19 protein-coding genes are annotated in these 24,023 nt (G+C 59.6%); 11 read left to right on the forward strand and 8 right to left on the reverse strand.

What is annotated here, in order from left to right:
- Positions 1-81: 81 nt before the first annotated feature.
- The 4 genes from AC13DD_RS19960 to AC13DD_RS19975 are packed head-to-tail and all read right to left on the reverse strand — an operon-like array spanning position 82 to position 4,579.
- The gene (locus tag AC13DD_RS19960) at positions 82-1,284 is read right to left on the reverse strand and encodes an MFS transporter (protein ID WP_104270389.1); all 1,203 of its coding nucleotides are present in this window, start codon (positions 1,282-1,284) and stop codon (positions 82-84) included.
- Between the two features lie 12 nt (positions 1,285-1,296).
- Positions 1,297-1,692, reverse strand: a complete 396-nt coding sequence (locus AC13DD_RS19965; RefSeq protein WP_008176749.1) for an ectoine synthase — start codon at positions 1,690-1,692, stop codon at positions 1,297-1,299.
- 50 nt (positions 1,693-1,742) lie between these two features.
- A complete protein-coding gene (locus tag AC13DD_RS19970) occupies positions 1,743-3,173 on the reverse strand; it encodes a GTPase/DUF3482 domain-containing protein (RefSeq protein WP_482931642.1) in 1,431 nt (476 codons plus the stop codon).
- Complete coding sequence (locus AC13DD_RS19975; RefSeq protein WP_482931643.1) at positions 3,170-4,579, reverse strand: DUF2868 domain-containing protein; 1,410 nt, start codon at positions 4,577-4,579, stop codon at positions 3,170-3,172. The genes AC13DD_RS19970 and AC13DD_RS19975 overlap by 4 nt, the downstream gene beginning before the upstream one ends.
- A 97-nt stretch (positions 4,580-4,676) precedes the next feature.
- Here AC13DD_RS19975 and AC13DD_RS19980 point away from each other — a divergent pair, with 97 nt between their 5' ends.
- Positions 4,677-5,039, forward strand: a complete 363-nt coding sequence (locus AC13DD_RS19980) for a DUF6164 family protein (protein ID WP_008176755.1) — start codon at positions 4,677-4,679, stop codon at positions 5,037-5,039.
- Positions 5,040-5,050: 11 nt separating this feature from the next.
- Here the strand turns inward: AC13DD_RS19980 and AC13DD_RS19985 are convergent, their stop codons facing one another.
- Positions 5,051-5,962 carry an alpha/beta fold hydrolase gene (locus AC13DD_RS19985; protein WP_482931644.1) on the reverse strand — a complete coding sequence of 304 codons (912 nt, stop codon included), beginning with the start codon at positions 5,960-5,962 and terminating at the stop codon, positions 5,051-5,053.
- Positions 5,963-6,316: 354 nt separating this feature from the next.
- Between AC13DD_RS19985 and AC13DD_RS19990 the strand changes: the two genes are divergently transcribed.
- The 8 genes from AC13DD_RS19990 (at position 6,317) to AC13DD_RS20025 (ending at position 19,002) form a co-directional block, all read left to right on the forward strand.
- The gene (locus tag AC13DD_RS19990; RefSeq protein ID WP_482931645.1) at positions 6,317-8,422 is read left to right on the forward strand and encodes a 3-hydroxybutyrate oligomer hydrolase family protein; all 2,106 of its coding nucleotides are present in this window, start codon (positions 6,317-6,319) and stop codon (positions 8,420-8,422) included.
- 109 nt (positions 8,423-8,531) lie between these two features.
- Positions 8,532-9,977, forward strand: coding sequence for a sigma-54 interaction domain-containing protein (locus AC13DD_RS19995; protein WP_008176761.1), 1,446 nt, complete (start codon positions 8,532-8,534; stop codon positions 9,975-9,977).
- Between the two features lie 327 nt (positions 9,978-10,304).
- Positions 10,305-11,357, forward strand: coding sequence for a TRAP transporter substrate-binding protein (locus AC13DD_RS20000; RefSeq protein WP_053113486.1), 1,053 nt, complete (start codon positions 10,305-10,307; stop codon positions 11,355-11,357).
- 116 nt (positions 11,358-11,473) lie between these two features.
- Positions 11,474-12,112 (forward strand): TRAP transporter small permease subunit, encoded by a 639-nt coding sequence (locus tag AC13DD_RS20005; protein ID WP_008176766.1) that lies wholly within the window; start codon positions 11,474-11,476, stop codon positions 12,110-12,112.
- A complete protein-coding gene (locus AC13DD_RS20010) occupies positions 12,112-13,476 on the forward strand; it encodes a TRAP transporter large permease (RefSeq protein WP_008176768.1) in 1,365 nt (454 codons plus the stop codon). Before AC13DD_RS20005 ends, AC13DD_RS20010 begins: the two co-directional genes overlap by 1 nt.
- Positions 13,477-13,489: 13 nt before the next feature.
- Complete coding sequence (locus AC13DD_RS20015) at positions 13,490-14,269, forward strand: 3-hydroxybutyrate dehydrogenase (protein ID WP_092032234.1); 780 nt, start codon at positions 13,490-13,492, stop codon at positions 14,267-14,269.
- A 16-nt stretch (positions 14,270-14,285) separates the two neighbouring features.
- Positions 14,286-16,274 (forward strand): acetoacetate--CoA ligase, encoded by a 1,989-nt coding sequence (locus AC13DD_RS20020; RefSeq protein WP_008176774.1) that lies wholly within the window; start codon positions 14,286-14,288, stop codon positions 16,272-16,274.
- 484 nt (positions 16,275-16,758) lie between these two features.
- A complete protein-coding gene (locus AC13DD_RS20025; protein WP_014578929.1) occupies positions 16,759-19,002 on the forward strand; it encodes an NADP-dependent isocitrate dehydrogenase in 2,244 nt (747 codons plus the stop codon).
- Between the two features lie 98 nt (positions 19,003-19,100).
- On the opposite strand, the gene AC13DD_RS20030 is transcribed toward AC13DD_RS20025, so the two are convergent.
- Positions 19,101-20,294, reverse strand: a complete 1,194-nt coding sequence (locus tag AC13DD_RS20030) for a cation:proton antiporter (protein ID WP_053113494.1) — start codon at positions 20,292-20,294, stop codon at positions 19,101-19,103.
- A 3-nt stretch (positions 20,295-20,297) separates the two neighbouring features.
- Positions 20,298-20,780 carry a Cys-tRNA(Pro) deacylase gene (gene ybaK, locus AC13DD_RS20035; RefSeq protein ID WP_008176781.1) on the reverse strand — a complete coding sequence of 161 codons (483 nt, stop codon included), beginning with the start codon at positions 20,778-20,780 and terminating at the stop codon, positions 20,298-20,300.
- Positions 20,781-21,002: 222 nt separating this feature from the next.
- On the opposite strand from ybaK, the gene AC13DD_RS20040 reads away from it, so the two are divergent.
- Both AC13DD_RS20040 and AC13DD_RS20045 read left to right on the forward strand, forming a co-directional pair.
- A complete protein-coding gene (locus AC13DD_RS20040; RefSeq protein ID WP_175497392.1) occupies positions 21,003-22,190 on the forward strand; it encodes a sensor domain-containing diguanylate cyclase in 1,188 nt (395 codons plus the stop codon).
- Between the two features lie 124 nt (positions 22,191-22,314).
- A complete protein-coding gene (locus AC13DD_RS20045; RefSeq protein ID WP_053113496.1) occupies positions 22,315-23,601 on the forward strand; it encodes a serine hydrolase domain-containing protein in 1,287 nt (428 codons plus the stop codon).
- Positions 23,602-23,611: 10 nt separating this feature from the next.
- Here AC13DD_RS20045 and AC13DD_RS20050 read toward each other — a convergent pair whose 3' ends face one another.
- Positions 23,612-23,956 (reverse strand): hypothetical protein, encoded by a 345-nt coding sequence (locus tag AC13DD_RS20050; protein WP_008176786.1) that lies wholly within the window; start codon positions 23,954-23,956, stop codon positions 23,612-23,614.
- Positions 23,957-24,023 lie beyond the last annotated feature (67 nt).

Below are 24,023 nucleotides of genomic sequence, written 5' to 3' on the forward strand. Positions count from 1 at the left end.
CGGAAAGGACACCCCCGCCCCACGGCCGTTCCGGCTGGATATGGGGAGTCCGCGAAGGGAAAATTGGTATTCAGAGAAGGATCAGCTTTCGGGCTGGTCCTTTTTTCGTTCCAGGTTCAGGGTAAAGGCCAGGGGCAAGACCAGCAGGCCGTAGGTGATCATCAGCATCAGGGCATGGCGGGCATCGCCGGTCCAGTCGGCGACGACACCGCCAAGCATAGGCACGCAAAAAGCGACGGTGTAACCGACCAGGAAGGTGCCGGCGGAGAGGCGGCCAGTTTCGGCGGCGGAGACCACCAGCGGGGGTATCGCTACGAGCAGGATCAGGAGCATGCCGGCGACCAAGCTCATGAGGGTGGCACTGACGATGGACCACCAGCCGGTAAGCATGACCGCGCCAATGGCGCCGAGCAGGCTGATGCTGGCCAGGGTGGCGATGACGCCACGACGCCCGACCCAGTAGCGCGCCATTTTCAGCATGATCAGGGAGGCGAAGACCTGGGCAAGGTTGTACCAGAACAGGGCATCCGGCAGTTTGTCGAACTGGCCCTGATGCTGCAGCAGGTTGCCCATGTACGCGTTGAGGCCAAAAAACAGCGAGCCGGAGAGGCCGAGCAGTAGACCGATTCTCAGGGTCAAGGGGTTATGCCAGTCCGGTAGCCAGGCTACTTTTCGCACCGGTTTGGCCCGGTCCCGTTTGGGCAGGAACAGGGCTGCGGCAACCAGCAGCGCCGGGAGTGACCAGGCCACCAGGGTGGCGCGCCAGCTGTTGTCTAGCAGGGGCATGAGCACAGGCAGCGTGATGCCGGCACCGATGAACTCACCCATCAGCATGCCGTTCATGTAGATCGCCGAGCCTAACGCGAGGTGGTGGGGTTCCAGCCACCGGGGCAGTAGTGCCGGCAGTGATGGTTGCATCATGGAGACGCCGATGCCCATGACGGCACTGGCAATCATCAGGGTCAGGGTGTCGGGCATCAGGCCGCGCCCGGCGGAGCCGATCACCATAATCACCATGGCCAGAGCCAGGGTATTGCGGGGGCCAATCCGGGCAATGGCCAGTGAGCCGGGCATGGAGCCGATGGCCAGCATCAGGATGGGCAGGGTGGTCAGGGCGCCGGTGAGTGCCTGGGTGAGTGCCAGTTCGTTGCTGATGAAAGGCGCCAGGGGCGGCGCGACCAGTACCGGTATCCGCAGGTAAACGCCGGCCAGCCAAAGCAACACCGCCACCGGCAGCAGCTTCGCTGGCGGTGGCGGTGTGGTCGCGGCCTGGTGTTCAGCCACGGGCAAGACGATTCAGTCTTCGCTGGTGTCCGGCAGATAGGCACCGTCTTCGTCGTGGACTTCACGGCCGGTAACCGGTGGGTTGAAGGCACAGATCAGTCGCATGTCTTCCGTGCCACCGTACAGGGTGTGCTGGTCATGCTTGTCGAGTGCGTACAGGGTTCCGTCAGTGATCTCGTGGGTTTCACCAGTGGCTTTGTCCAGGATCTTGCCGTTGCCGGCAACACAGTAGACCGCTTCGAGGTGATGCTTGTACCAGAGGTTCAACTCGGCCCCGGCAGGGATGATGGTTTCGTGGAAGGAAAAGCCCATGCCGTCTTTCTTGAGCAGCATGCGGCGGCTTGTCCACCCTGGGCCGGTGACTTCCCGCTCGGTACCGATAATGTCTTGCACTCGTACGATTTTCATGAGCATTCCTCATTTTGTGATGGAATAGCCTTTTAGTATAAACATCCCTTTCAGGTGCGGTTCAACCGCCAATCGTCGTAAACGGCCATGGCCTGTTCGATCGAGGTGGCGAATCTTTCCCGCTGGCGTTCATCCAGGGGGCGCCGTTTCCGGCACTTGTCGAAGGCTTTCTGAATTTCTTGTCGGCTCGATTTTTCAAGTCGCTCGAGCCAGTGATGGTCTGCTGGCTCAAGGTCCAGCAGGTCGCGACCAGCGTGATTCCGATGGGAGATATGCCACCAGTGATCCACGGCCCTTCCCAATACAACATAGCCGAACTGGCTGTCCTGTACAGGACCGAAGGTGGCTGTTTTCAATCCGTCCCTTAGCACGCCGATGCTCAGCGCCGGCAGGGCCAGCCGATCGCCGTAGAAATAGCTGCCGGCAGCACCGATCAAACCGCCCACCAGAGCGCCGGTTCCAAGGGAGGAGCCGAAGGTCAGCGCGTCGATTCCGGCGCCACTGACGGCGCCCGCGCCGAAGCCGGCGGTGGCCAGGTAGCGCTTGCTGACCGCCCAGGCTTTGCGGCTGTCTTCCGAGAACAGGTCGTGTTCGCTGTGCCACTCCAGTTCGGGCTCCTGGCGACGGATGCGCTGGTGCTGATAAAGATGTTCGATATCCACGCGCAGGGTCTGTTCCCGCTTGCGCTGGTGACGATACCAACGTTCCCGCAGCTGTTCGGCCAGGGAGCCGTCACTGGTTTCTGCAGCCTGGCCGGCGGTAAGCGTCCGTTTTTCCTGGTAGGACATCATGCTCTCCAGTGTCCCGGCGATCAGTACTGCGGCCTGATGGCGGCGCTGCTGCCGCTGGGCGGACAGGTAGTGAGTGGCCTGTTCCAGTGGTGTTTCCCAGTCCGGCTCCAGTTGTCCGAAAGCCCGTAAAAGGCCCAGATGTTGCTCGAATGGGGCGCGAACAGCGTCGAAACGGCGGACAACCTGAAAGAACTGGCCCAGCGCGGCCTGCCAGGTATCACTGTAGTCGTCGGCACCGATGCTGTTGATCAGGGCCAGGCTCGGGCGGCCGGTCCAGCGCAGGATGGTCATTTCTGCCTCGTGCTCTGCGCTGTAGGGCACCGAGCCGTCCACCACGTAGATGATCCCGGCGCCTTCAATCAGCGGTCTGAGAAGCTCACATTCATCGGTGAATCGGCCGTCCCCCTCATGCTGTGCCACAAAGGCTTTGACGGTGTCTGCGTGATCAGAGACGGAGACACTGTGAGCTTCCAGCCACTCCATTACCCGTCTCGGCCGCTGGAATCCGGGCGTGTCGACCAGAGTGTAGAGGGTCTGGCCGTCCACCTTCAGCGGGTAAGCCTGATGCCTGCGTGTGGTGCCGGGTTCCAGGGCAATGGCAATGGCATCGTTCTGGGACAGGGTCGCCACCACGCTGGATTTACCCTTGTTCGGGTGTCCGACGACCGCAAACGTGGGTATCTGAGTCATGACCCGTCCCCGATGGCTGTGTAGGGATCCCGCATCTGGAATGGGGGCAGAGACACCTGGACGAACTCGCTGCCCACCCTTTCGGCAAATCGCAGCCAGGGCTGGATCTGGTGGGCATCGGGTTGCTGATTGCTGTCCGTGGCCAGTGGCACCAGCGCGACCCTGGCGTTGTCGGGCCAGATGTCCCGGGCGGCCGCCAGGAAGTCCTGAAGCTCGCCGGTCGGGGGTTGCCAGCAGCGAACCAGCAGGATGACTGCCTTGGCGTTGTTTTTCAGATGCTCGGCGATCCGGTGCAGAGCCTGATCATCGTCCGAAAGGCTGGCGCCGCCGCCGGCCGTGAGCACGAGCTGCTTGCCTGACCGAAGCGACTCTGGCAATTCCGGTTCACCGGCGCCGGCCCAACACAACAGAATGTCGCTGTCGGGCAGTGATCGCAGGTTGCCTCGAGTGTCGGTGTCCGGAAGATCGTCGGCGTCATGATGGCTGTTGCCAGTGTCCAGGGCGGGTGTTTCCATGCGATACAGCAGGGCGTGCATGGCTGGATGGCTGGTGAGCAGGCGCCGGGCTTTTTGCCGGGCCTGCACGGACGCACACGCCCAGAGAATTATCCTTGGCAGAAGAACCCAGGTTGCCCACATCATGGCCACAAACGGCCACCAAAGGCCCCAGAGGACCGGGTCAGGACTTGCCGTTGGGTTACCGGCCCGGAAAAAACGCGTCGCCTCGACCAGCGCAAGATCCGGGGCCGCGGCAGGCCAGAGCCAGGCCCAGGGCGTCGCAATGGCCCTAACCAATCCGTGATAGCTGGTGGCGGCAGTGTCCAGCGTGGTGCTCCAGCCGAAGGCGAGGTCCTGCAAGACGACCATGGCCAGCAGGGTAAACAGCCCTGCGATGGCGAACGCAATGCCGCCCAGGTGAGCCGCTCTGGCCATCAGAACAGGCTGAAGCCTGGTGAAGGCGCCATCTCCCGGGTTGACCCCCAATCGATGCGCCAACCAGCGCCAGGGCTGCCATCCGGCCATGGCTTGCACGGTGGTGAACAGGGCAAATATCAGGTGCAGCAACACGAACGCCAGGAAAACCGTGATGTTGATGCGCTGGCCGCCGTCATAGAACAGCAGCCCGGCCATCGCCAGCGTGCCCGCGACCGCGCCTGACAGTGCAAAACCACCGTTGATCCGGCGCCACGATGCCAGTGTCCGGTCCGCGGATGTCGGGGTTGCCCGGGGACCGCTGAGGCGGTTCAGGTGGGCGAGCCAGCGGGCCGCGTCCGGGGCCTCGCCCTGCTCTTCACAGACGAGAGCGAACTTGCGGTCGCGTCGATGCAGGAAGGTAGGCGGCTGTGATCTGTCCCGTTGCGCCTGGCTGTCAAACTCCAGCAGCAATCGGAGGGGGTTGTCGGTCATTCAGGGTTCCGGTGTCGAATTCGGGCTGTCGGGCCCCGTCGGGCTTTAGTGCTAGGATATAGGGATACCCGCACCTGATACCAGACAACGAGAGTCCATGCCCCACCATCTGATGAACCTGCGCCATGTACCCGATGACGAGGCCGAGGAAATCCGGGCCCTGTTTGATGCCCACGAGGTAGCCTATTACGAGACGCCACCAAGCCGCTGGGGCATCAGCATGGGCGGTTTCTGGGTGCACGACGACGATGAGGCGGCCAGGGCCAGGGCGCTGCTGGATGAGTATCAGAGGCAACGCTATGAAACCCAGCGACAGGCCTACGAGGAGCACCTGGCCCGGGGCGAATCCGGCGGTTTCTGGTTCATGCTCAGGCAGAGGCCAATCCGGACTCTGGCGGCCTGCATTGCCATTCTGGTCATCATGGGCCTGAGCCTGCTGCCGTTCATCCGGATCGGATAGCGACCCGGCAATCAGTTGCTTTTCTTTCGGTCGAGGAATGCGATTGCCTCGTCAACCGCATCGCCGGCTGTGAGAAAGCTGGTGACATGTCCTCGCAGATGCATTTCATAGAGTTCGCTGTATACCTGATGACTTGCGAGTGCGTCCCGGAAACGTTCGGCCTGGCTGAAGGGCACAAGCATGTCCACGGCGCCGTGAAACAGGAAAAAGGGCGGTGCGTTGGCCGTCACGTGACTGATCGGTGAGGCACTGCGATAGGTGTCCGGCATCGCCTGCTGCTCGCCACCGAGGAACTGCCGGATCAACTTGCCCGAACCGAACGCCATGAGGTCAGACGGCAAGCCGCCGGCGACAACAGCGTGCAGCCGGGACTCCGGCCCGCCGTAGGGCTCGTTCAGCTCGCTGTCGGAGCTTGCCACCAGGGCCAGCAGGGCAATCAGATGGGCGCCGGATGAAAACCCGAAACCGCTGACTTGCTTGCGGTCTAGGCGGTATTTGTCGGCATGCTCGTTCAACCACTGGCGGGCGAGCTGGAGATCATGCAGCTGCGCCGGGAAGGTGTATTCCGGTGCAAACCGGTAGTCGATGTTCAGCACCGCGAAACCGTGGCTGGCCACTTCTTCCGCGATCCAGGCCATGTCTTCACGGGACCGTCGTTGCCAGCCACCCCCGTGAACCATCAGGACCACCGGATGGCGATGCCCTGAGGCCCCGTTCTCGGGCAGGTAAAGGTCGGCGAAGAGTTGTTGTGGCCAGTTATCTGGGGAGAACTGTAAATTGCGCTCTACCTGAAAGGATTGCTCTCCCGGCAAGGCCGCGTTCTCTGGTCCATTGTGGTGGGTCGCGCATCCGGCCAGCAACAGCAGGCTGCCAATCACGCCGACCAACCCACCCCGTCTGCCCCCTGTTCGGTAACCGGGCACTGGGCTCTCCTTTTTCAGGCGAATTGAGGTTTCACATCAAATCTACGACGCACTGATATTGATGGATGCCGGTACGGGGCGGATTGCCTCATCCAGACTCCATTGTCCGACATTCAGTACAGTGTCCGGTTTCAAGGACAATCTCTGCAAGGCTCGCAATAGGCGTGTTTTTTGATGATTGCCGACCCCGGGACTGTCCGGAAATCCGGAATTATTCTCTCAAGTTCAAGTAATAGGTAATTTTAATATATATAAATCAGATACATAGCCAATTGGCACAGGATGCGCATGGCGTTCCCGGGGCCCGGCTTGCGGCCTGGTCTGTTCGTTTACAACAACAAACAAGGAACGATCATGAAACGAATAATGCTCTGCGCCCTGATCGGCGCCACGGGGTTGACCCTCTCAGCTTGCAAGGATAATCCACCGTTCAACGAAATCCCCGATTTCATTCAGGGCGATATCAGTCAGACCAGCTACGACGGTATCACCGATGACCTGCTTACTGCGGGCCTGGGTGCCAGCGGTCTGGCCAGTGCGCCCGGGCCTGCATTCGCAGACCCTTTGAACCCTACCGCTGCAGAACTCCGGCGGTTGGCGATCTATAACAACTACCGCGCACTGGTGGATACCGCCCCCGGAGGCGGTTATGGGACCTTCTTTGGTCCGCAGGTTAACGCCAGCGGTGAAGGCCTGATTGCGGGTGAAGAATTCATTGCCTACATGTCTGTGCCCGGAACCGACGTGCCGGTTACGGTGATGGCCCAGGTGCCCGATAGCTTTGACCCGGATCGACCCTGCATGGTCACGGCGCCGTCCTCCGGCTCCCGGGGCATCTACGGTGCTATCGGTACGGCCGGCGAGTGGGGCCTTAAAAAAGGGTGTGCTGTCGTATACACCGACAAGGGCACAGGAACAGGTTCCCATAACCTGGCTACAAACACCGCCCAGCGGATTGATGGCACGCTCACCTCCGATGTCGAACCAGTGCAGTTCCGGGCCGACCTGACCGATGGGCAGCGAGCGGATTTCGACAGCGCGTGGCCGGATCGGTTTGCCTGGAAGCACGCTCACTCCAGAGCCAATCCGGAAGCCGACTGGGGCCAGCATGTACTGCAGTCCATCGAATTCGGGTTTTACGTGCTGAACGAGAAGTTTGGCCGTGAGCTGGGCAACGGCGAAACGCTGCTGACCATCAAACCCAAAAACACCGTGGTCATTGCCTCCAGTGTCTCCAACGGTGGTGGTTCTTCCGTCCGTGCAGCCGAGCAGGATACGAAGGGCCTTATCGATGGAGTGGCGGTGTCCGAGCCCAACGTGAACCCGCAGGTGGACCGAAGCTTCACCATACGCCAGGGCGAGGGCCCGGAGATTACCGAGCACAGCCGCAGCCTGCTGGATTACACCACGGCCCTTGCCGTCTATCAGGGTTGTGCCAACCAGGCGCCGGCGATCCGGGACGATGCGCCATTGAACGCCACCTTCAATCCCCCTGCAATCGGCGAGAATATCTGTAACTCCCTTGCCAACAAGGGTCTGGTAAGTGGTGCCACGCTGGATGACCGGGCTACCGAAGCGCTGCGCATCCTGAACGAGGACTTTGGTATTCAGCCGGAGCAGAATCTGTTGGCGCCGGTGCACTTCGGGCTCGCCGTAGCCCAGAGTATTTCCATGACCTATGCCAATGCTTATAGTCGCGCCGGTGTCGAGGATCGTGTCTGTGATCTCAGCCTGGCGGCCGTGGATGGCGCCGGGGCAGTGGCTCCGATAGCGCCGGGGGTAGAGGCCGCTCTGTTCTCTGTCAGCAATGGCATTCCGCCGTCGGCCGGGGTGAACATCGTCTACGATGGTGCCGATGGTCAGCCCACCAATCTGCCTGCCAGTGCTTCACCAAGTACCAACCAATTGGACTATGGCCTGGATGCACTGTTGTGCCTTCGTAGCCTTGCCCAGGGCAGCGACGCCGTCAGCGGAGCTGATCTGCAGGGCTCTGACGCCGAGCTGGCAACGGCTATTGCCGAGGGTATCGCCGAAGTCCGTGCCTCGGGTGATCTGCAGGGCAAGCCGACGGTTTTCGTGACCGGCCGTGCCGACGCGATTCTACCCATCAACCACACCTCCCGGCCCTATTTTGGCCTGAACCAGCGAGTGGAGGGGGAGAAAAGTAACCTGCGGTACTACGAAATCCTGAACGCGCATCACCTGGACGTACTTAATGGGTTCCCGGGCGTTGCTGACCGGTATGTGCCGTTGCACCACTATTATTTCCAGGCGCTGGACCTGGTCTGGGCGAATCTGACTGAAAAGCAGGCGTTGCCGCCAAGCCAGGTAGTCCGGACGGTGCCACGGGGCGCTATCACAACACCGCTGGCGGAGGTCAACCTGCCGGCGATCAATCCCGCGCCGGATGCTGGCGACCGGATTGTCTTTACTGACAATCAGGTCCGGATCCCGGAATAAGTGTGACACGCGCCGGCCCGTTGCGGGGCCGGCTTCGTTTGCCCCCGGTCCGGGGGCCCCATATACTTCCGTCACTGCACCCGGCCTGTCGGGTGCGAGGGTTATCCAGATGAATGACATTCGACCCGTTGGTGCGCGGTACATGACACAGCTGTTTTCTGACAACAATAAAAGTGGCCTGACCAGAGACCTGATCGAAGCCCTGTTTCCCATGTTCGAGGAAGCCAGCGCCGGTGCCATCGCCGTGGACTGCGATGCACGGATTACCTGGATTAACAGCAGCTACTCCCATCTTCTTGGCCTGGGCGATCCGTCTACCATCATCGGCAAACCGGTGCGCCAGCTAATCCCTCACACCCGAATGCCCGAAGTGGTCGAAACCGGTAAACCCCTGCTGCTGGACATCATGGAGCACAACCAGCAACAGTTGGTGGTAACGCGCCTGCCGTACTACGACGACAACGGAAAAATCGTCGGTGCCGTGGCCTTTGTACTTTACGACGACCTTCAGCCCCTGACGCCACTGGTGTCGAAATACCGTCGGCTCCACCAGGATCTTGCGGCCGCGCGCAAGGCGTTGGCGAAAAAGGCACGAGGTACTCGCTACAGCCTCGGTGATTTCGTTGGTGCCAGCCCGGCAGCGCTGGAGGTCAAGCGTCGCGCGCGCTTGGCGGCCGGTCGCGATATGCCGGTTCTACTGCTGGGAGAAACGGGCACCGGCAAGGAAGTACTCGCCCAGGCGATTCATACGGTCTCGGGACGTGCGGAGAAACCGTTCGTGGGAGTGAACGTGGCCGCCATTCCGGACAACCTCCTTGAGGCCGAGTTCTTTGGCGTCGCACCCGGCGCCTACACCGGTGCCGATCGCCGCACCCGGGAAGGCAAGTTTCAACTGGCTAACGGTGGCACCCTGTTTCTCGACGAGGTGGGTGACATGCCGTTGCCGCTGCAGGCCAAGCTGTTGCGGGCCCTGCAAGAGGGAGAGATTGAACCGCTGGGCTCCAACAAGGTGGTTTCGGTGGATGTTCGGGTTATTGCTGCCACCAGCAGAAATCTTGAGGTCATGATCTCCGAAGGTACTTTCCGCTCCGATCTTTATTACCGCCTTAATGTCCTGGAAATCCCCATTCCACCCTTGAGGGATCGGCTGGCGGATCTCGGTGTGCTCTGCGAAGCGCTTCTTGAAGAGATCTGCGAGGGTCTGGAGTTGCGTGGTGAGATTACGGATGCCGGCGTCTCGGCGCTGGGCAGTTATGACTGGCCGGGCAATATCCGTGAGTTGCGCAACGTTCTCGAGCGGGCAATGACCATGGGCGAGGAAGGTGGCTTGCTCGATGCCGACGCGATTTTCAAGGTGTTGCCCCGAGCCGGGACGCGCCCGGTGTCTTCTCTTGCACCGCAACCCGTGAGGCCGTTGTCCCAGACACTCGCCGAGGCAGAGGCCCAGGCGATCGAAGAAGCTCTGGTGGCAAGCCGTGGCAACCGTACCCGGGCTGCCAAGCTGTTGGGTATATCCCGATCTGTTCTGTACGAGAAACTGGCCAAGTTGTCCTGAAATCCGGACGACTGTCTGCTCATCCGTACAATCCCTTACGACTGACGTCTAATGATGTCCTAAATTCCGGACACTTTCCCTCGTGCCGGCTTCGACCGCATTTTATAACTTACTGAATTATATCAATAAAACTAAGATGGCATAGTGTCTGCTATATCCGAGGCGCAGGACGTCAGAACAATGCACAGAACAAGACTGGCGCTAACTGTTGGACCCCAAACATCACCCTGTCCGTCTGTTCCTGCATTCTCTGATTATACTCAGTTCAGGCCTTTCTGGTTGAAAGCCGCCAGGCCAGACAAAACAACAAAGTTAGGAGACTTGCCAATGAAACTTCTCAAGGCTCTCACCGGTGTGGCCGGTGCGATCGCTCTTACCACGGGCTCCGCTTTTGCAGACGATCTGCGCTGGAAAATGCCCGTAGCCTTCGCAACCAACCTTCCTGGCCTCGGTTCTCCCGCTGCCTGGGTCGCAGACAACCTCACTACCGCTTCTGATGGCAGCATCCAGGTCCGTGTCTATGAGCCCGGCAAGCTGGTTCCGCCGTTCGACATCCTGCAGTCCGTCTCAGACGGCAAGGTTTCAGCCGGTTACACCTGGATCGGTTACGACCAGGGCAAAGTGCCTGCTATTCCCCTGTTTGCCGCTGTTCCCTTCGGCATGAAGCCGCCTGCCTATATCGGCTGGTATTACTACGGTGGCGGTCATGAAATGCTGCAGGAAACCTATGCCAACAAAGGCTTCAATGTTCACGCACAGCTGTGCGGCATCATTGGGCCTGAAACAGCGGGTTGGTATTCCGAGCCCATCGAAACCCTGGAAGATTACAAAGGCCTGAAGATCCGCTTCGCCGGCCTCGGCGGCAAGGTCCTCGAAAAGCTGGGCGCCTCTGTCACCATGATGCCTGGCGGCGAGCTCTACCAGGCACTGGAGAAGGGCACCATCGATGCCACCGAATTCTCCATGCCAGCCATCGATCAGATCCTGGGCTTCAACCAGGTGGTCAAGTACAACCTGTTCCCGGGCTGGCACCAGCAGTTCACTGCCCAGTACATGCTGATCAACAAGGACGAGTGGGCACGTGCCACCGAGGCACAGAAGGCGCTGGTTGAGGCTTCCTGCACCGCGGCAACCACCCGTGGTCTGGCCGAGGGCGAGTACAAGAACGGCAAGGTTCTGGCCGAGTTCCAGGACAAAGGCGTTCAGGCTGACCAGATCCCCCGCGACGTTCTGCTCAAGCTGAGGGAAGTAACCGAGGAAGTGCTCGAAGAAGAAGCTTCCAAGGATGCTGACTTCAAGCGTGTTTACGAAAGCCAGCAGGAGTTCATGGAATCCTACAAGGTGTGGGATACCCGCGCCTATGTTCCGGCGGACCTGTAAGGTTCGGGGCTGACCCAGGGCACCGGACGCAATTCCGGTGCTCTTTGATTTAGTCTGGATGGCCCTGCGGGGCCATCCTTGTTTCACGGCAGGCTTTCTGAACGAGGAACTGTTGTATGACAGTGTCTGATAAAGGCTCTCCGCCCGAGGTGCATGCATCGGCGTCGGACGCCGGTCAATTTATTCATCATCACACCGAGTTTCCAACCACCTGGCTAAGCCGGGTTCTGGACGCCGTGATTTCTGCAATAGGCAAGAGTGCCTCCTGGCTCTGGATTGTGGTCACGGGCGTGATTATCTACGCAGTGGTGGGGCGCTATGCCTTTGGCATGGGGTCGGTCACTCTGGAGGAAGTTCAATGGCATCTGGCTGGCGCGGGCTGGTTGTTGGGGCTGGGCTACACCCTGGTAACCGATGATCACGTGCGGGTGGACGTTATCCATGAGCGCTTGTCGTTGAAAGGCCAGGCCTGGATCGAGCTGTTTGGGCTGGTGTTCCTGTTGTTGCCGTTTTTGGTTTTGGCGGTCTACGAAATGATTCCCTATGCCGTGAGCTCCTGGGAGCAGGGCGAGACCAGTCAGGCGCCGGCGGGCCTTCCTTACCGCTGGATTCTCAAGGGCGTTCTCGCGCTGTCGTTTGGGCTCCTGATCGTCGCGGCCCTGTCCCGTCTGCTGAAAGTGACGGCTTTGCTTTTCGGCTTTCCGAAGCCAATCCGGGTCGAGTCCGGTGAGACCAAGAAAGAGGATGCGTCCTGATGGAGCTTGAAACCCTATTTGTAATCGGCATGTTCCTCACCTTCGGGGCGCTGCTGATGACCGGCTATCCGGTTGCTTGGGTACTGGGCGGCACCGCGGTTATCTGGACCGTTGTTGGTGTCGTCGCCGTTGAGAATTTTGGAGCCAATCTGTGGTTCGATTATCAATCTTCCATGGGGCTTGTGCCCGAGCGAATCTGGAAGGTGGTCAGTAGCGAAACCCTTGTGGCACTGCCCATGTTTATATTCATGGGCATCATGCTTGACCAGTCCGGCGTAGCCGAGCGACTGATGAACAGCATGGTCAAACTGTTTGGCGCCGTTCGCGGCGGCTATGCGGTGACCGTCATCGTTATCGGCGTTCTGTTGGCCGCGACCACCGGTATCATCGGGGCGTCCGTAGTGCTCCTCGGCATGTTGTCCCTGCCGGTAATGATGGAGAACAAGTACGACAAGGGCTTTGCGGTGGGTACGGCGTGTGCCACCGGAACCCTGGGTATTCTGATTCCGCCCTCCATTATGCTGGTTCTGATGGCCGACCGCCTGGCGGTTCCCGAGGCGTCAGTCGGTGACCTGTTCATGGGCGCCTTCTTCCCCGGCCTTATGCTGGGTGCCATGTACGTGGCCTACGCGATTATCCGTCCGATGCTGCAGCCGAACATTGCGCCGGTGCCGGAAGGTACCGAAAAAGTGAGCTGGGCCATCGTCTGGGAAGTGGCAAAGGCAGTAGTGCCAACCGCCGCGTTGATCCTGGGCGTACTGGGTTCCATCTTTGCCGGCATAGCGACTCCAACGGAGGCTTCCGGTGTGGGCGCCCTGGGTGCTCTCCTGCTGGCACTGATGTCTGGCCGACTGAACCTGAACGTGCTGAACTCTTCCATGCAGCAGACGACGCGCACGGCGGCGTTCATCTTTGCCATCTTCCTGGGTGCCACCGCGTTCTCCGTGGTCCTGCGGGGTCTGGGCGGCGACCAGGTGATCGAGGACGCCCTGTTGGGTCTGCCGTTCGGCCCTTATGGTGTGGTTCTGACCATTCTGTTCGGCGTATTCCTGCTCGGCTTCTTCCTGGACTGGGTGGAAATCACACTGATCATCCTGCCGCTGGTTGCCCCGGTTGTGCAAAGCCTCGGCTTTGATCTGGTCTGGTTCACCATCCTGTTTGCCATGTGCCTGCAGACTTCTTTCCTGACGCCGCCGGTCGGATTTGCGCTGTTCTACATCAAGGGTGTGGCGCCGCCGGAGATCGCCGTTACCGACATCTACCGTGGCGTTATACCGTTCATCATTATTCAGCTGGCAGCGCTGGCTATTGTGTTCGTGGTACCGGAAATCGCGACCTGGCTGCCCAGCGTGGCTTACGACTAAGGAGAAAATAACCATGCGTCTGGAAAACCGGATTGCTTTGATTACCGGTGCCGGTCGCGGCATCGGCCGGGCCATTGCCGAGGCCTACGGCCGCGAAGGCGCCAAGGTCGCTGTGGCTGACCTGACACTCGAGGCGGCCCAGGACACCGTAGATGCCATCGAGCAGGCCGGCGGCACTGCCATCGCCCTTGAAATGGATGTCACTGACGAAGATGCAGTTGACGTAAACGTCAATTCTGTGGTTAAACAGTGGGGTGGTCTGGATATCGCCATCGCGAACGCCGGCATCCAGCACATCGACCCGGTGCACAAGCTGGCCTACTCCGATTGGCGCAAAGTCATGAATGTGCATCTCGATGGCGCATTCCTGGTGACCCGCGCGGCACTCAAGCACATGTACGAGAGTGGCGGGGGCACCATGCTCTACATGGGGTCGGTGCATTCCCAGGAAGCCTCGCCCCTGAAAGCCCCATACGTGGCGGCCAAGCATGGCATGCTGGGGCTGTGCCGGGCGGTGGCGAAAGAGGGTGCGGAACACGGGGTGCGGAGCAACATCATCTGCCCCGGGTTCGTGCGCACGCCTCTGGTGGACAAGCAGATTCCGGAACAGGCCAAGGAGCTGGGCATTTCCGAAGAGGAAGTGATCAGTAAAGTTATGCTCAAGAACACTGTGGACGGCGAATTCACGACCCTGGAAGACGTGGCAGAGTTGGCGGTTCATCTGGCTGCATTCCCCTCTGCGGCTTTGACTGGCCAGTCCATCGTAGTCAGTCACGGCTGGCATATGCAGTAACATTCAGGAGATATGGATGAGCAATGAAGAACAATCACCGGTAGTCTGGTCTCCGTCGGAAGACACCCTGGCCAATTCCCGTATGGGCCAGTTCAAGGCCTGGCTGGAGCAGCAGGGCTTCGGCCCGTTTGCTGACTACCACGCACTGCACCAGTGGTCCATTGATGAGCTGGAAACCTTCTGGCAAAAAGTCTGGGATTACTGTGGTCTTGTCTGCGATACACCGGCTGAAAGAGTACTGGGCAAGCATGAAATGCCGGGCGCCGAATGGTTCCCCGGGATGAAGCTGAACTTTGCCGCCAACCTGCTGAGGCTCGCAGATGGTGAGCACCGCGATCGCGAAGCCGTGGTGGCGTACTGTGAAACCCGTCCGGTGCTGCGTCGCACCTATGCCGAACTGAAAGCCGACGCCGGTGCCCTGGAAGCCTTCCTGCGAAGTAAAGGCATCAAACAGGGTGACCGGGTAGCCGGTGTTGTTACCAACGGCTATGAAGCCCTGGTCGGGATGCTGGCCGCTACAAGTCTTGGGGCCATCTGGAGTTCCGCTTCACCGGATTTCGGCATCGGCGCGATTCTTGACCGCTTTGGCCAGATCGAACCTTCAGCTCTGATCGTCGTGAACGGCTACGGCTACGGCGGCAAAGTGTTTGCGCGCCAGCAGGATTTTGCCGAGCTCATTGCCGGCCTGCCAACGCTCAAGGCGGTTGTCAGTGTCCAGCAACTGCCAGACGAGGCTCCGATTTCGGGCGATCTGGTGACTACCTGGGAAAACGCCCTCGCTGCTGGCGAAGGAACGGCTCCTTCCTTTACGCCTCTGCCTCCGGATCATCCGGTGTATATCCTGTATTCCTCTGGCACCACGGGCAAACCCAAGTGCATCGTGCACGGCAATGCTGGCCTGCTGGTCAATCATGCCAAGGAGCTGATGCTGCACGGCGACGTTGGTCCCGAAGACCGGTTCCTGTACTTCACCACCTGTGGCTGGATGATGTGGAACTGGCAGGCCTCCGCCCTGATGACCGGCGCCGCCGTGATCACCGTTGATGGCTCTCCGGGTTACCCGAGCCTGAACTTCCTGTGGGACACCGTTGCGGAAGAGAAGGTCACCCACTTCGGAACCAGCGCCCGGTTCATTGCCGGCTGCCGCAAAGGCGAACTCAAGCCCGCAAAAACCCTGGATCAGAGCAATTTGCGAGTGGTGTTTTCCACCGGCTCACCGCTGTTGCCGGAAGACTATGACTGGGTCTACAGCGATGGCGCCCCCGAGGCCCTGCTTGGCTCCATTGCCGGTGGCACGGACATCTGCGGCTGCTTCGTGGGTTCAACGCCACTTCTGCCTGTTCGCCGCGGTGAAATCCAGTGCCGTTTCCTGGGCGTCGACGCGGTTGCCTACGGCGACGATGGCCAGCCGGTCAGTGAAGGTCGCGGCGAGCTGGTCTGCCGTCAGCCGCTGCCATCCATGCCCGTTAGCTTCTGGCAGGATCCGGATGGCGAGCGCTACCGCGACGCCTACTTCAACACCTTCCCGGACGTATGGGCCCACGGTGATTTCATCGAGTTCACCGAGCACGGCGGGGCTATCATCTATGGCCGCTCTGACGCCACCCTGAACCCGGGCGGCGTTCGAATCGGTACCGCGGAAATCTACCGCCAGGTCGAAACCGTGGCCGAGGTCAAAGACAGCCTCGTTGTCGGCCGTCAGATCGACGGCGACGTGGAAGTGGTTTTGCTGGTGGTTCCGGCCGACGGCCAGGAAATCACCGACGATCTGCTGAAACAGCTCAAGAGTCGAATCCGCGAAGGCGCCAGCCCACGGCACGTGCCCAAGCACATTGTGGAGGTGAACGACATTCCGTACACCCGCAGTGGCAAAAAGGTGGAATTGGCAGTGGCCCGTCTGATCAATGGTTCGAAGAAGGCGGACAATCGGGATGCTTTGGGGAACCCCGAAGCGTTGGATCACATTCGGGAGCGGTTGGCCGAGGTTGGGCTGTTGCCCAGTTGAAGGTCTGAAATCTGATGGAGGCTGTCGGTTTATGCTGTGCTAATCCGACTTACTCTCTTGATTTTGTCGACAAAAATGCTTCCGAGAATGGCCTTGATTGACCGCGCGGAGGCACACCGAGAGGCCCGGTGAGCGGCAGAAGAACCCCTTTCCAAAACTGTGCGGAGCCAGGGATGGCGGAGCCCAAGCGTCACAGGGATGTGCCGTTAGGAGCGTGTTTTGGAAAGGGGTTCTTCTGCCGCTCTACCCGAATGTCCGATGTTAGAAAGTTTCGTAAATTCCCGCCATTTCATCGTCTTGTAACCGAAGATCAGGCATTTTTAGTCCGTTCTTATACTAAGATCGTAACCAAAATTAACGAAAAAATGGTATCTTAGTAGCCCTATCAAAAGTTCCTAATCAGTCATTGCTCAGGTCGGACGTTCAAAAGACGCCTGACCCCGCCATGACCGTCCTGAACCCACCCATTAGCCTGAGGACGAAAATGACATCATCCAAAGCCAAGATTGTCTACACACTGACCGACGAGGCGCCAGCCCTCGCAACACGGTCGCTTCTTCCCATCCTGGAAACCTACGCCAAGCCGGCTGGTATTGAATTCGAAACCAGCGACATCTCTCTCGCGGCGCGTATTCTGGCGAACTTCCCGGATTATCTGGAGGAAGATCAGCGGGTTCCGGATGCCCTGGCCGAACTGGGTGAATACACCAAGGACCCGGACGCCAACATCATCAAACTGCCGAATATCTCAGCGTCCATTCCCCAGCTGCGGGCCGCAATCAAGGAGCTGAACGAGCAGGGTTACAACGTTCCGGAATACAAAGAAAACCCGGAAAATGACGAAGAGAAAGAAATTCAGTCCCGCTATGCCAAGGTTCTCGGTAGTGCCGTTAACCCGGTGCTGCGTGAGGGCAACTCCGACCGTCGTGCGCCGACTGCCGTAAAGGCTTTTGCCCGCAAATACCCGCATTCCATGGGTGAGTGGAGCCCGGCCTCACGTACCCACGTGGCCCACATGCGCGGTGGTGACTTCTACTCCAGCGAGCAGTCTGTCACTCTCGACAAGGCGACCAAAGCCAACATCGTGTTTGAGAACAAGCAGGGTAAGCAGACGGTTCTGAAATCCGACCTGCCGCTGCAGGAAGGCGAAGTTCTGGACGGCATGTTCATGAGCAAGAAGGCGCTGGTGAAGTTCTTCGAGGACGCCATTGCCGATTGCGAGAACACCGGTGTCATGTTCTCCCTGCACGTGAAAGCCACCATGATGAAAATCTCCCACCCGATCGTGTTCGGTCACGCGGTGAAGGTTTTCTACAAAGATCTGTTCGACAAGTACGGCGAGCTGTTCGACGAGATCGGCGTGAACCCGAACAACGGTCTGTCGAGCGTGGTCGAGAAGATCAAGCAACTGCCGGAATCCAAGCAGGAGCAGATCCAGGAAGACCTGCACGCCTGTTACGAGCACCGTCCGGAAATCGCCATGGTCGATTCCGTCAAGGGCATCACCAACCTGCACGTTCCAAGCGACGTCATTGTTGATGCTTCCATGCCGGCGATGATCCGTAACTCCGGCAAGATGTGGGCGCGTGACAACAAGCTCAAGGACACCAAGGCGGTTATGCCCGAGTCCACCTACGCCACCATCTACCAGGAAGTGATCAACTTCTGTAAGACTCACGGTGCCTTCGATCCCACCACCATGGGGACCGTACCGAACGTTGGTCTGATGGCGCAGAAAGCCGAAGAGTACGGCTCTCACGACAAGACCTTTGAAATCAAGGAAGACGGTGTTGTTCGCGTTGTTGCCGAAGACGGCACCGTGCTGACCGAGCACAACGTTGAGAAAGGCGACATCTGGCGCGCATGCCAGACCAAGGACCTGCCGATCCGTGACTGGGTCAAGCTGGCGGTCAATCGTGCCCGTGCCACCGGTATGCCGGCCGTGTTCTGGCTGGACGACGAGCGTGCTCACGACGCGCAGCTGATCCAGAAAGTGAACACCTATCTGAAGGATCACGACACTGAAGGTCTGGATATCCGCATCATGTCCCCGGTTCGCGCCATCCGCTGGACCATGGAGCGCCTGATTCGCGGCCTCGACACCATCTCCGTGACCGGTAACGTACTGCGTGACTACCTCACCGACCTGTTCCCGATCCTCGAGCTGGGTACCAGTGCCAAGATGCTGTCCATCGTTCCGCTGCTCAACGGCGGTGGCCTGTACGAGACCGGTGCCGGCGGTTCCGCACCCAAGCACGTGCAGCAGCTGATCCAGGAAAACCACCTGCGCTGGGACTCCCTGGGTGAGTTCCTGGCTACTGCGGTCTCCCTGGACGAGCTGGGCGAGAAGCAGAACAACGAGCGCGCGCGTCTGCTGGGTCAGACCCTGGACAAGGCGACCGAGCGTTTGCTGGAAAACAACCAGTCTCCGTCCCGGGTTACCGGCGAGCTCGACAACCGTGGTTCCCACTTCCACCTCGCCCGCTACTGGGCAGAGGAACTGGCCAACCAGGACAGCGACAAGGAGCTGAAGGAGTTCTTCACCAAGCTGTCTGCACAGCTGGAAGAGAACAAGGACAAGATCCTGGAAGAGATGACGGTGGTTCAGGGCAACCCGGCGGATATCGGTGGCTACTACCATCCGCCGATGGAGAAGGTCTGCGAAGTGATGCAGCCGAGCGCCACGCTGAACCGGATTCTCGAAGAAGCTCGCGCATCCGTGAAGTAAGTCAGCCTGTGAGCATCCGGTTTAACAGCCGGATGCCCTCAAAAAACCGGACAACCCTGGCGGGTTCTCCGGTTTTTTTATGGCTGTATACCGGGCGTTCATTCCTCGTCCGGTTCGTCCTGATAGCCTTTGCCGGTTTCGCCGGCTCGCCTGAGCTGAATCAGGGTGAGTGGGGGTCCCACCAGTTCAAAGATCACCGTTGCACCAATGACCAGAGGCAGAATATACGTCAGTTCCGGCAGCCGTTCTGTGGCCAGCAGTGCCAGGCCCAGGGCAACGCCGGCCTGGGGCATGAGGCAGGCGCCGATCCGTTTCCGGGTATGAGATGCAGAACCGGCCAGATAGCCGCCGAACCGTCCGCCGGCCAACCTGCCGGCAATCCGGGCGGCAACATAGGCGAGGCCCAGTGCGCCGAGGGTTGGCAGCATGGCCCACTCGAGCTGGTAGCCGGCCATAAAGAAGAACAGGGCCAGGAACGGCTCGGAAACCCCTTCAATTGAGCGGAACGGGCGCACATGATGCCTTGCCCGGTTGGCGACCACGATGCCGAGGGTCATGCAGGTCAGCAGATAGGAGAGACCAAGAAATGACGCGATACCGGCGGCTACAAAAACAAACCCGGCGGACTCGAGCAACATCGGCTCGCCGGGCCGCAGCCGGCCCGTAAGCCAGGCCATAGGCAGACCCAGGACCGTGCCCAGCAGAACCGCCCCTCCGACATCCAAAAGACCGACTCCGAGGGTCGAAAGCCCGGTACCGCCTTCGCCCAGCAGCAGTTGTGCACCGACCAGGCAGATACTGAACAGGATGGCGCCCCAGGCATCATCAATGGCGACGACCTGGAACACCAGCCGGGTCAGCGGACCGTTCGCACCAGCTTCCTTCAACGTATCAAGTGTTGCTGCCGGTGCTGTTGCTGTTGCGATGGAACCCAGGAGCAGCGCAGCGGGTAGATTACGAGTAACAAGCCAGACTGCAACGGCAACAAATGCCGCCGTCACCAGAGTGACCGCGAGGCTCACAATCACGGCTTCCCGGCCTTCTGACAGGTTTTTCACTGCCATGCGCTCGCCCAGCAGGAAGCCGACCATGGCAAGCGTTAATTGGGTAATGAATCCGAAGTGATCGTCTGCACCTGCTGGCAGAAGATCCAGAAGTTCCGGCCCGGCAAGCGCCCCAAGCAATAGCAACAGGGTAACCCTGGGCACGTGTATGCGCTGGCCGATGCCGTGTGCGGCAAGAGCCAGCAGCAGGGTGCCGCCGATTAGTAGCAGATCCGTTGCGTGATTCACGGGCTACTCCTGGTGGGGGGTGGAATGTAGCGGAGCGAACGCGCCTTTGGTCAGGAGGGCCAGATCGCGGGGCGCAAGTTCAATCTCTAGCCCTCTGCGCCCCCCGCTGACAAATATGGTGTCGAAGTCCAATGCCGAGTCGTCAATAAAGGTTGTCAGCTGTTTTCTCTGGCCCAGGGGGCTGACACCACCCAGGACATAGCCGGTGGTGCGCTCGACCAACTGTTTGTCTGCCATCCCGGCTTTTTTCCCACCTGAGGCCCGGGCGATCAGTTTCATATTGAGCATGGTGGTCACCGGGACAATGGCAACCACCAGCTCCTTGCCGTCGATGGCCACAACCAGTGTTTTGAAGACCCGGGCGGGATCCACGCCGGTTTTCTCGGCGGCCTCGGTACCATAGCTCTCGCTGGCCGGGTCGTGGTCGTACTCATGGATGGTATGGGGTACAGAGGCTTTGCGCGCAGCGTTGATGCCAGGCGTCATGCTGGGCTCCTGAAAGACGGCAGAAACCGGGAATTAAAGCAGCTAAGCGGCATCACAACAACTGTCTGGCGTGGAGGCAAAACCCGATTCCTGGGTGGATTTTACCGGGCATGACATTTGACGCTCGACTTAAAGCGCCGTTATGACTATTTTTCGTACATTATAATTATTCAAACATCGATGGCGGTGTTCATGGAGCCTTCGTCGTCGAAATCTCAGGGAATGAAAAGCTTGAACGAAAACCGCACACCCCTGCGGCGCGCTGGCTGGGTTGCCGTGGTCTATCTGATCGCCGGCTTTGCCTGGATTGCGTTTTCCGACACTCTCGCGGAAGCATGGTTTCCCGATCCGAAAACCCTCTCCGTCATCCAGACCTGGAAAGGCTCTTTCTTTGTGCTGATAACCGGGGTGATTCTCTTTTCCGTGTTGCTCCGCCAACTCACCAAGGATCGGGCCCTGCTCAACCTCCAGCACCGACAACGGCAAGCACTCCGTGAGCGCGAGCGGCAGCTCCAGATCCTGATGGACAATCTCCCGGGCATGGCCTATCGCTGCCTGTATGATCCCGACTGGACGATGAAATTTGTCTCCCAGGGGTGTACCAAGTTGACTGGTTATGAACCGGACGAGTTGGTCAATAACCGCGTCACCAGCTATGCGGCGCTGGTCAGCGACGCTTCTAATCAGCAACTGTTCGAGCAAGTCAGAGTGGCCCTGGAAAAAGAAGAATCGTTTTCCCTGGAATACGAGGTCACCCGAAAAGACGGCAGTCGTATCTGGGTCTGGGAGCGGGGACGAGGCGTTCAGGAGGACGATGGCTCGCTCCACCTTGAAGGCATCATTCTGGACATTTCTGACCGCAAAGTGCTGGAGACAGAGCTTGAGCAAATGGCCACTCGGGATCCCCTGACCGGTCTTCTGAACAGGCGGGAAATGTCCCGGGTGCTGGATGAGGAGCTTCAGAGAGCCCGACGTTACCAGCGACCCATGGCGGTGCTCTGGGTGGATTTCGACCATTTCAAGGATGTGAATGACACCTACGGCCATGCTGCAGGTGACTCGGTTCTCAGAGCTATCAGCCGCCTGTTGCTGGGCAGCGTCCGCAGCGTCGATTCCATCGGTCGGTTTGGCGGCGAGGAGTTCGTGATTGTTTTGCCTGAAATGGATCTGGAGGAGGCCCAGGAAACGGCCGAGCGTTTGCGGCGCAAAGTGGCGGAAGAGCCGCAGCCGTTGGGGAATGGCGAGGCGGTGCCCCTGACCATCAGCGTGGGCGTTGCGGTCTACCCGGATCACGGGCAGACTGCTTCGACACTCTGCGCCGCCGCCGACAAAGCCATGTATCTGGCAAAGGACAGGGGCCGCAACTGTGTCGCCATGGCGCACCTGCACGACCAGGTCCATAATCAGTAGTGAGACTCGTGTCCCGGCAGGTGGAGGAGGTGACGTCCGCTTTGCCGCGGCCCGGCCAATGTGGCCCGGGCCGGTTCTGTTGAACATAGAAAAACAACAATCGTACTGAAAAAGGTTTGAGCCGATGAACCGACTTGCCCGCCGTGCCCTCCATAGCAGTCAGATTCCCGAGGATCTCGAATCCGTCACCTTTCGGGATGATGCCGGTGAAAATCCGGCAGCTGCCGGTGTCAGTCAGGAAACGGTTGATGCCCTGTGGCGCAGCGTCCAGAGCCTTTACCGGACCGGCGTGCACCCGGGTATCCAGATTTCCATCCGCCACAAGGGTGAGCAGGTTCTGCACCGGGCGATTGGCCATGCCAGTGGCAATGGCCCCCATGACCCGCGCGACGCCGCCAAGGTTCCGATGACGACTGATACCCCAATCTGCTACTTCTCCGCCTCCAAGGCGGTGACGGCATTGCTTATGCACATGCTGGCGGAACAGGGCCTGGTCAACCTGATGGATCCCGTCTCCTACTACTGCCCGGAGTTCGGGGTTAACGGGAAAAGGACCATCACCGTTCACCAGATTCTTTCTCACCGCGGGGGCATTCCTGCCATTCCACGGGAAACGCCGATTGATGTGCTGTGGGATAACGATGAAATCTGGCGTCTGCTCTGTGCTGCACGACCGGTGGAAGTGGACGGCGCCAAGGTGGCCTATCACGCCATCACCGGCGGTTTTGTCCTGCAGCGGGTATTGGAACGCGTCACGGGCGACACCATTGAAAAATACCTCGACAAGCATTTGCGTCGGCCCATGGGCATGAAATGGTTTACCTATGGCATTGCCCCGGAGCATCTCGATGAGCTGGCCTGCAATTACGCCACCGGACCAACGCCCCGTTTCCCCGTTTCCTGGGTTGTTAACCGCGCGCTGGGTGGCGATATCCGGACCGTCGAGCGGGTTACCAATGACCCGAGGTTCCAGGAAGCGGTGATTCCTGCGGGCAATCTGTGCGGCACCGCCGAGGAAATGGGCCGCTTCTTCCAGATGATGCTGAATGGCGGGCTCTGGAATGGCCGTCGTATCTGCAGCGAAATCACAATCCGCCGGGCCATTCAACAGTTCGGTTCGCTACAGATAGACCGCACCATGATGATACCCATGCGCTTCAGTGCCGGCATGATGCTGGGTGGCAATCCGGTGGGCCTCTGGGGTCAGAACAGCCGGTTTGCTTTCGGTCACGTCGGTCTGATCAACAAGCTGTGTTGGGCGGATGCGGCCCGTGATATTTCGGTCAGTCTGCTGAACACCGGCATCCCGATCGTCGGTCATCACCTGCCGGCACTGGCAAAGTTCGTCTATACCGTGGGCAATCGTTTTCCGCTCATACCCGAGCACCGGCGACCGCTGATCGCCGCCTGAGGCAAAGGGTTCAGAGCGTCCTGAGCTGGGCTTCGAGTATGCCCAGCACGGAGGACAGAATGTCCCTGAAATCCGTCAGGGTCTGGGTGCGCTGGATGACGTCTTCCCGGTTTTCATCAAGTCGCTCAAGCTTGGGCACAACCCGGCGTATGCCTTCTGTAATTACCTCATAGGGGTAGTGGTGGTCCTGGATACTGAGCTTGTTTATCTCGGCCACTTCCTGGCTGAAGATGCTGATGATGTCGTACAGCATGTCCTTGTGGTGAATGCTGCTGGCTTCCCAGTAGGCATCGTCCAGCAGTTCCAGTAGCGACAGATATTCACGGAGGGTATCCGCCACGGATGTCTGGGTCATGGGAACTCCTGTCGGTGGGCAATGTCGTATCTACAGGGAACTATAGCAGGGCTTCCGTCGTGTAGAT

The organism is Marinobacter sp. L-13 (assembly GCF_056857715.1).

Excerpts from the sequence above, each read along its gene's own strand:
- AC13DD_RS19965 (WP_008176749.1), bottom strand. The coding sequence starts at position 1,692 with ATGAAAATCGTACGAGTGCAAGACATTATCGGTACCGAGCGGGAAGTC.
- AC13DD_RS19970 (WP_482931642.1), bottom strand. The coding sequence starts at position 3,173 with ATGACTCAGATACCCACGTTTGCGGTCGTCGGACACCCGAACAAGGGT.
- AC13DD_RS19975 (WP_482931643.1), bottom strand. The coding sequence starts at position 4,579 with ATGACCGACAACCCCCTCCGATTGCTGCTGGAGTTTGACAGCCAGGCG.
- AC13DD_RS19980 (WP_008176755.1), top strand. The coding sequence starts at position 4,677 with ATGCCCCACCATCTGATGAACCTGCGCCATGTACCCGATGACGAGGCC.
- AC13DD_RS19990 (WP_482931645.1), top strand. The coding sequence starts at position 6,317 with ATGAAACGAATAATGCTCTGCGCCCTGATCGGCGCCACGGGGTTGACC.
- AC13DD_RS19995 (WP_008176761.1), top strand. The coding sequence starts at position 8,532 with ATGAATGACATTCGACCCGTTGGTGCGCGGTACATGACACAGCTGTTT.
- AC13DD_RS20000 (WP_053113486.1), top strand. The coding sequence starts at position 10,305 with ATGAAACTTCTCAAGGCTCTCACCGGTGTGGCCGGTGCGATCGCTCTT.
- AC13DD_RS20005 (WP_008176766.1), top strand. The coding sequence starts at position 11,474 with ATGACAGTGTCTGATAAAGGCTCTCCGCCCGAGGTGCATGCATCGGCG.
- AC13DD_RS20010 (WP_008176768.1), top strand. The coding sequence starts at position 12,112 with ATGGAGCTTGAAACCCTATTTGTAATCGGCATGTTCCTCACCTTCGGG.
- AC13DD_RS20015 (WP_092032234.1), top strand. The coding sequence starts at position 13,490 with ATGCGTCTGGAAAACCGGATTGCTTTGATTACCGGTGCCGGTCGCGGC.
- AC13DD_RS20020 (WP_008176774.1), top strand. The coding sequence starts at position 14,286 with ATGAGCAATGAAGAACAATCACCGGTAGTCTGGTCTCCGTCGGAAGAC.
- AC13DD_RS20025 (WP_014578929.1), top strand. The coding sequence starts at position 16,759 with ATGACATCATCCAAAGCCAAGATTGTCTACACACTGACCGACGAGGCG.
- ybaK (WP_008176781.1), bottom strand. The coding sequence starts at position 20,780 with ATGACGCCTGGCATCAACGCTGCGCGCAAAGCCTCTGTACCCCATACC.
- AC13DD_RS20040 (WP_175497392.1), top strand. The coding sequence starts at position 21,003 with ATGAAAAGCTTGAACGAAAACCGCACACCCCTGCGGCGCGCTGGCTGG.
- AC13DD_RS20045 (WP_053113496.1), top strand. The coding sequence starts at position 22,315 with ATGAACCGACTTGCCCGCCGTGCCCTCCATAGCAGTCAGATTCCCGAG.
- AC13DD_RS20050 (WP_008176786.1), bottom strand. The coding sequence starts at position 23,956 with ATGACCCAGACATCCGTGGCGGATACCCTCCGTGAATATCTGTCGCTA.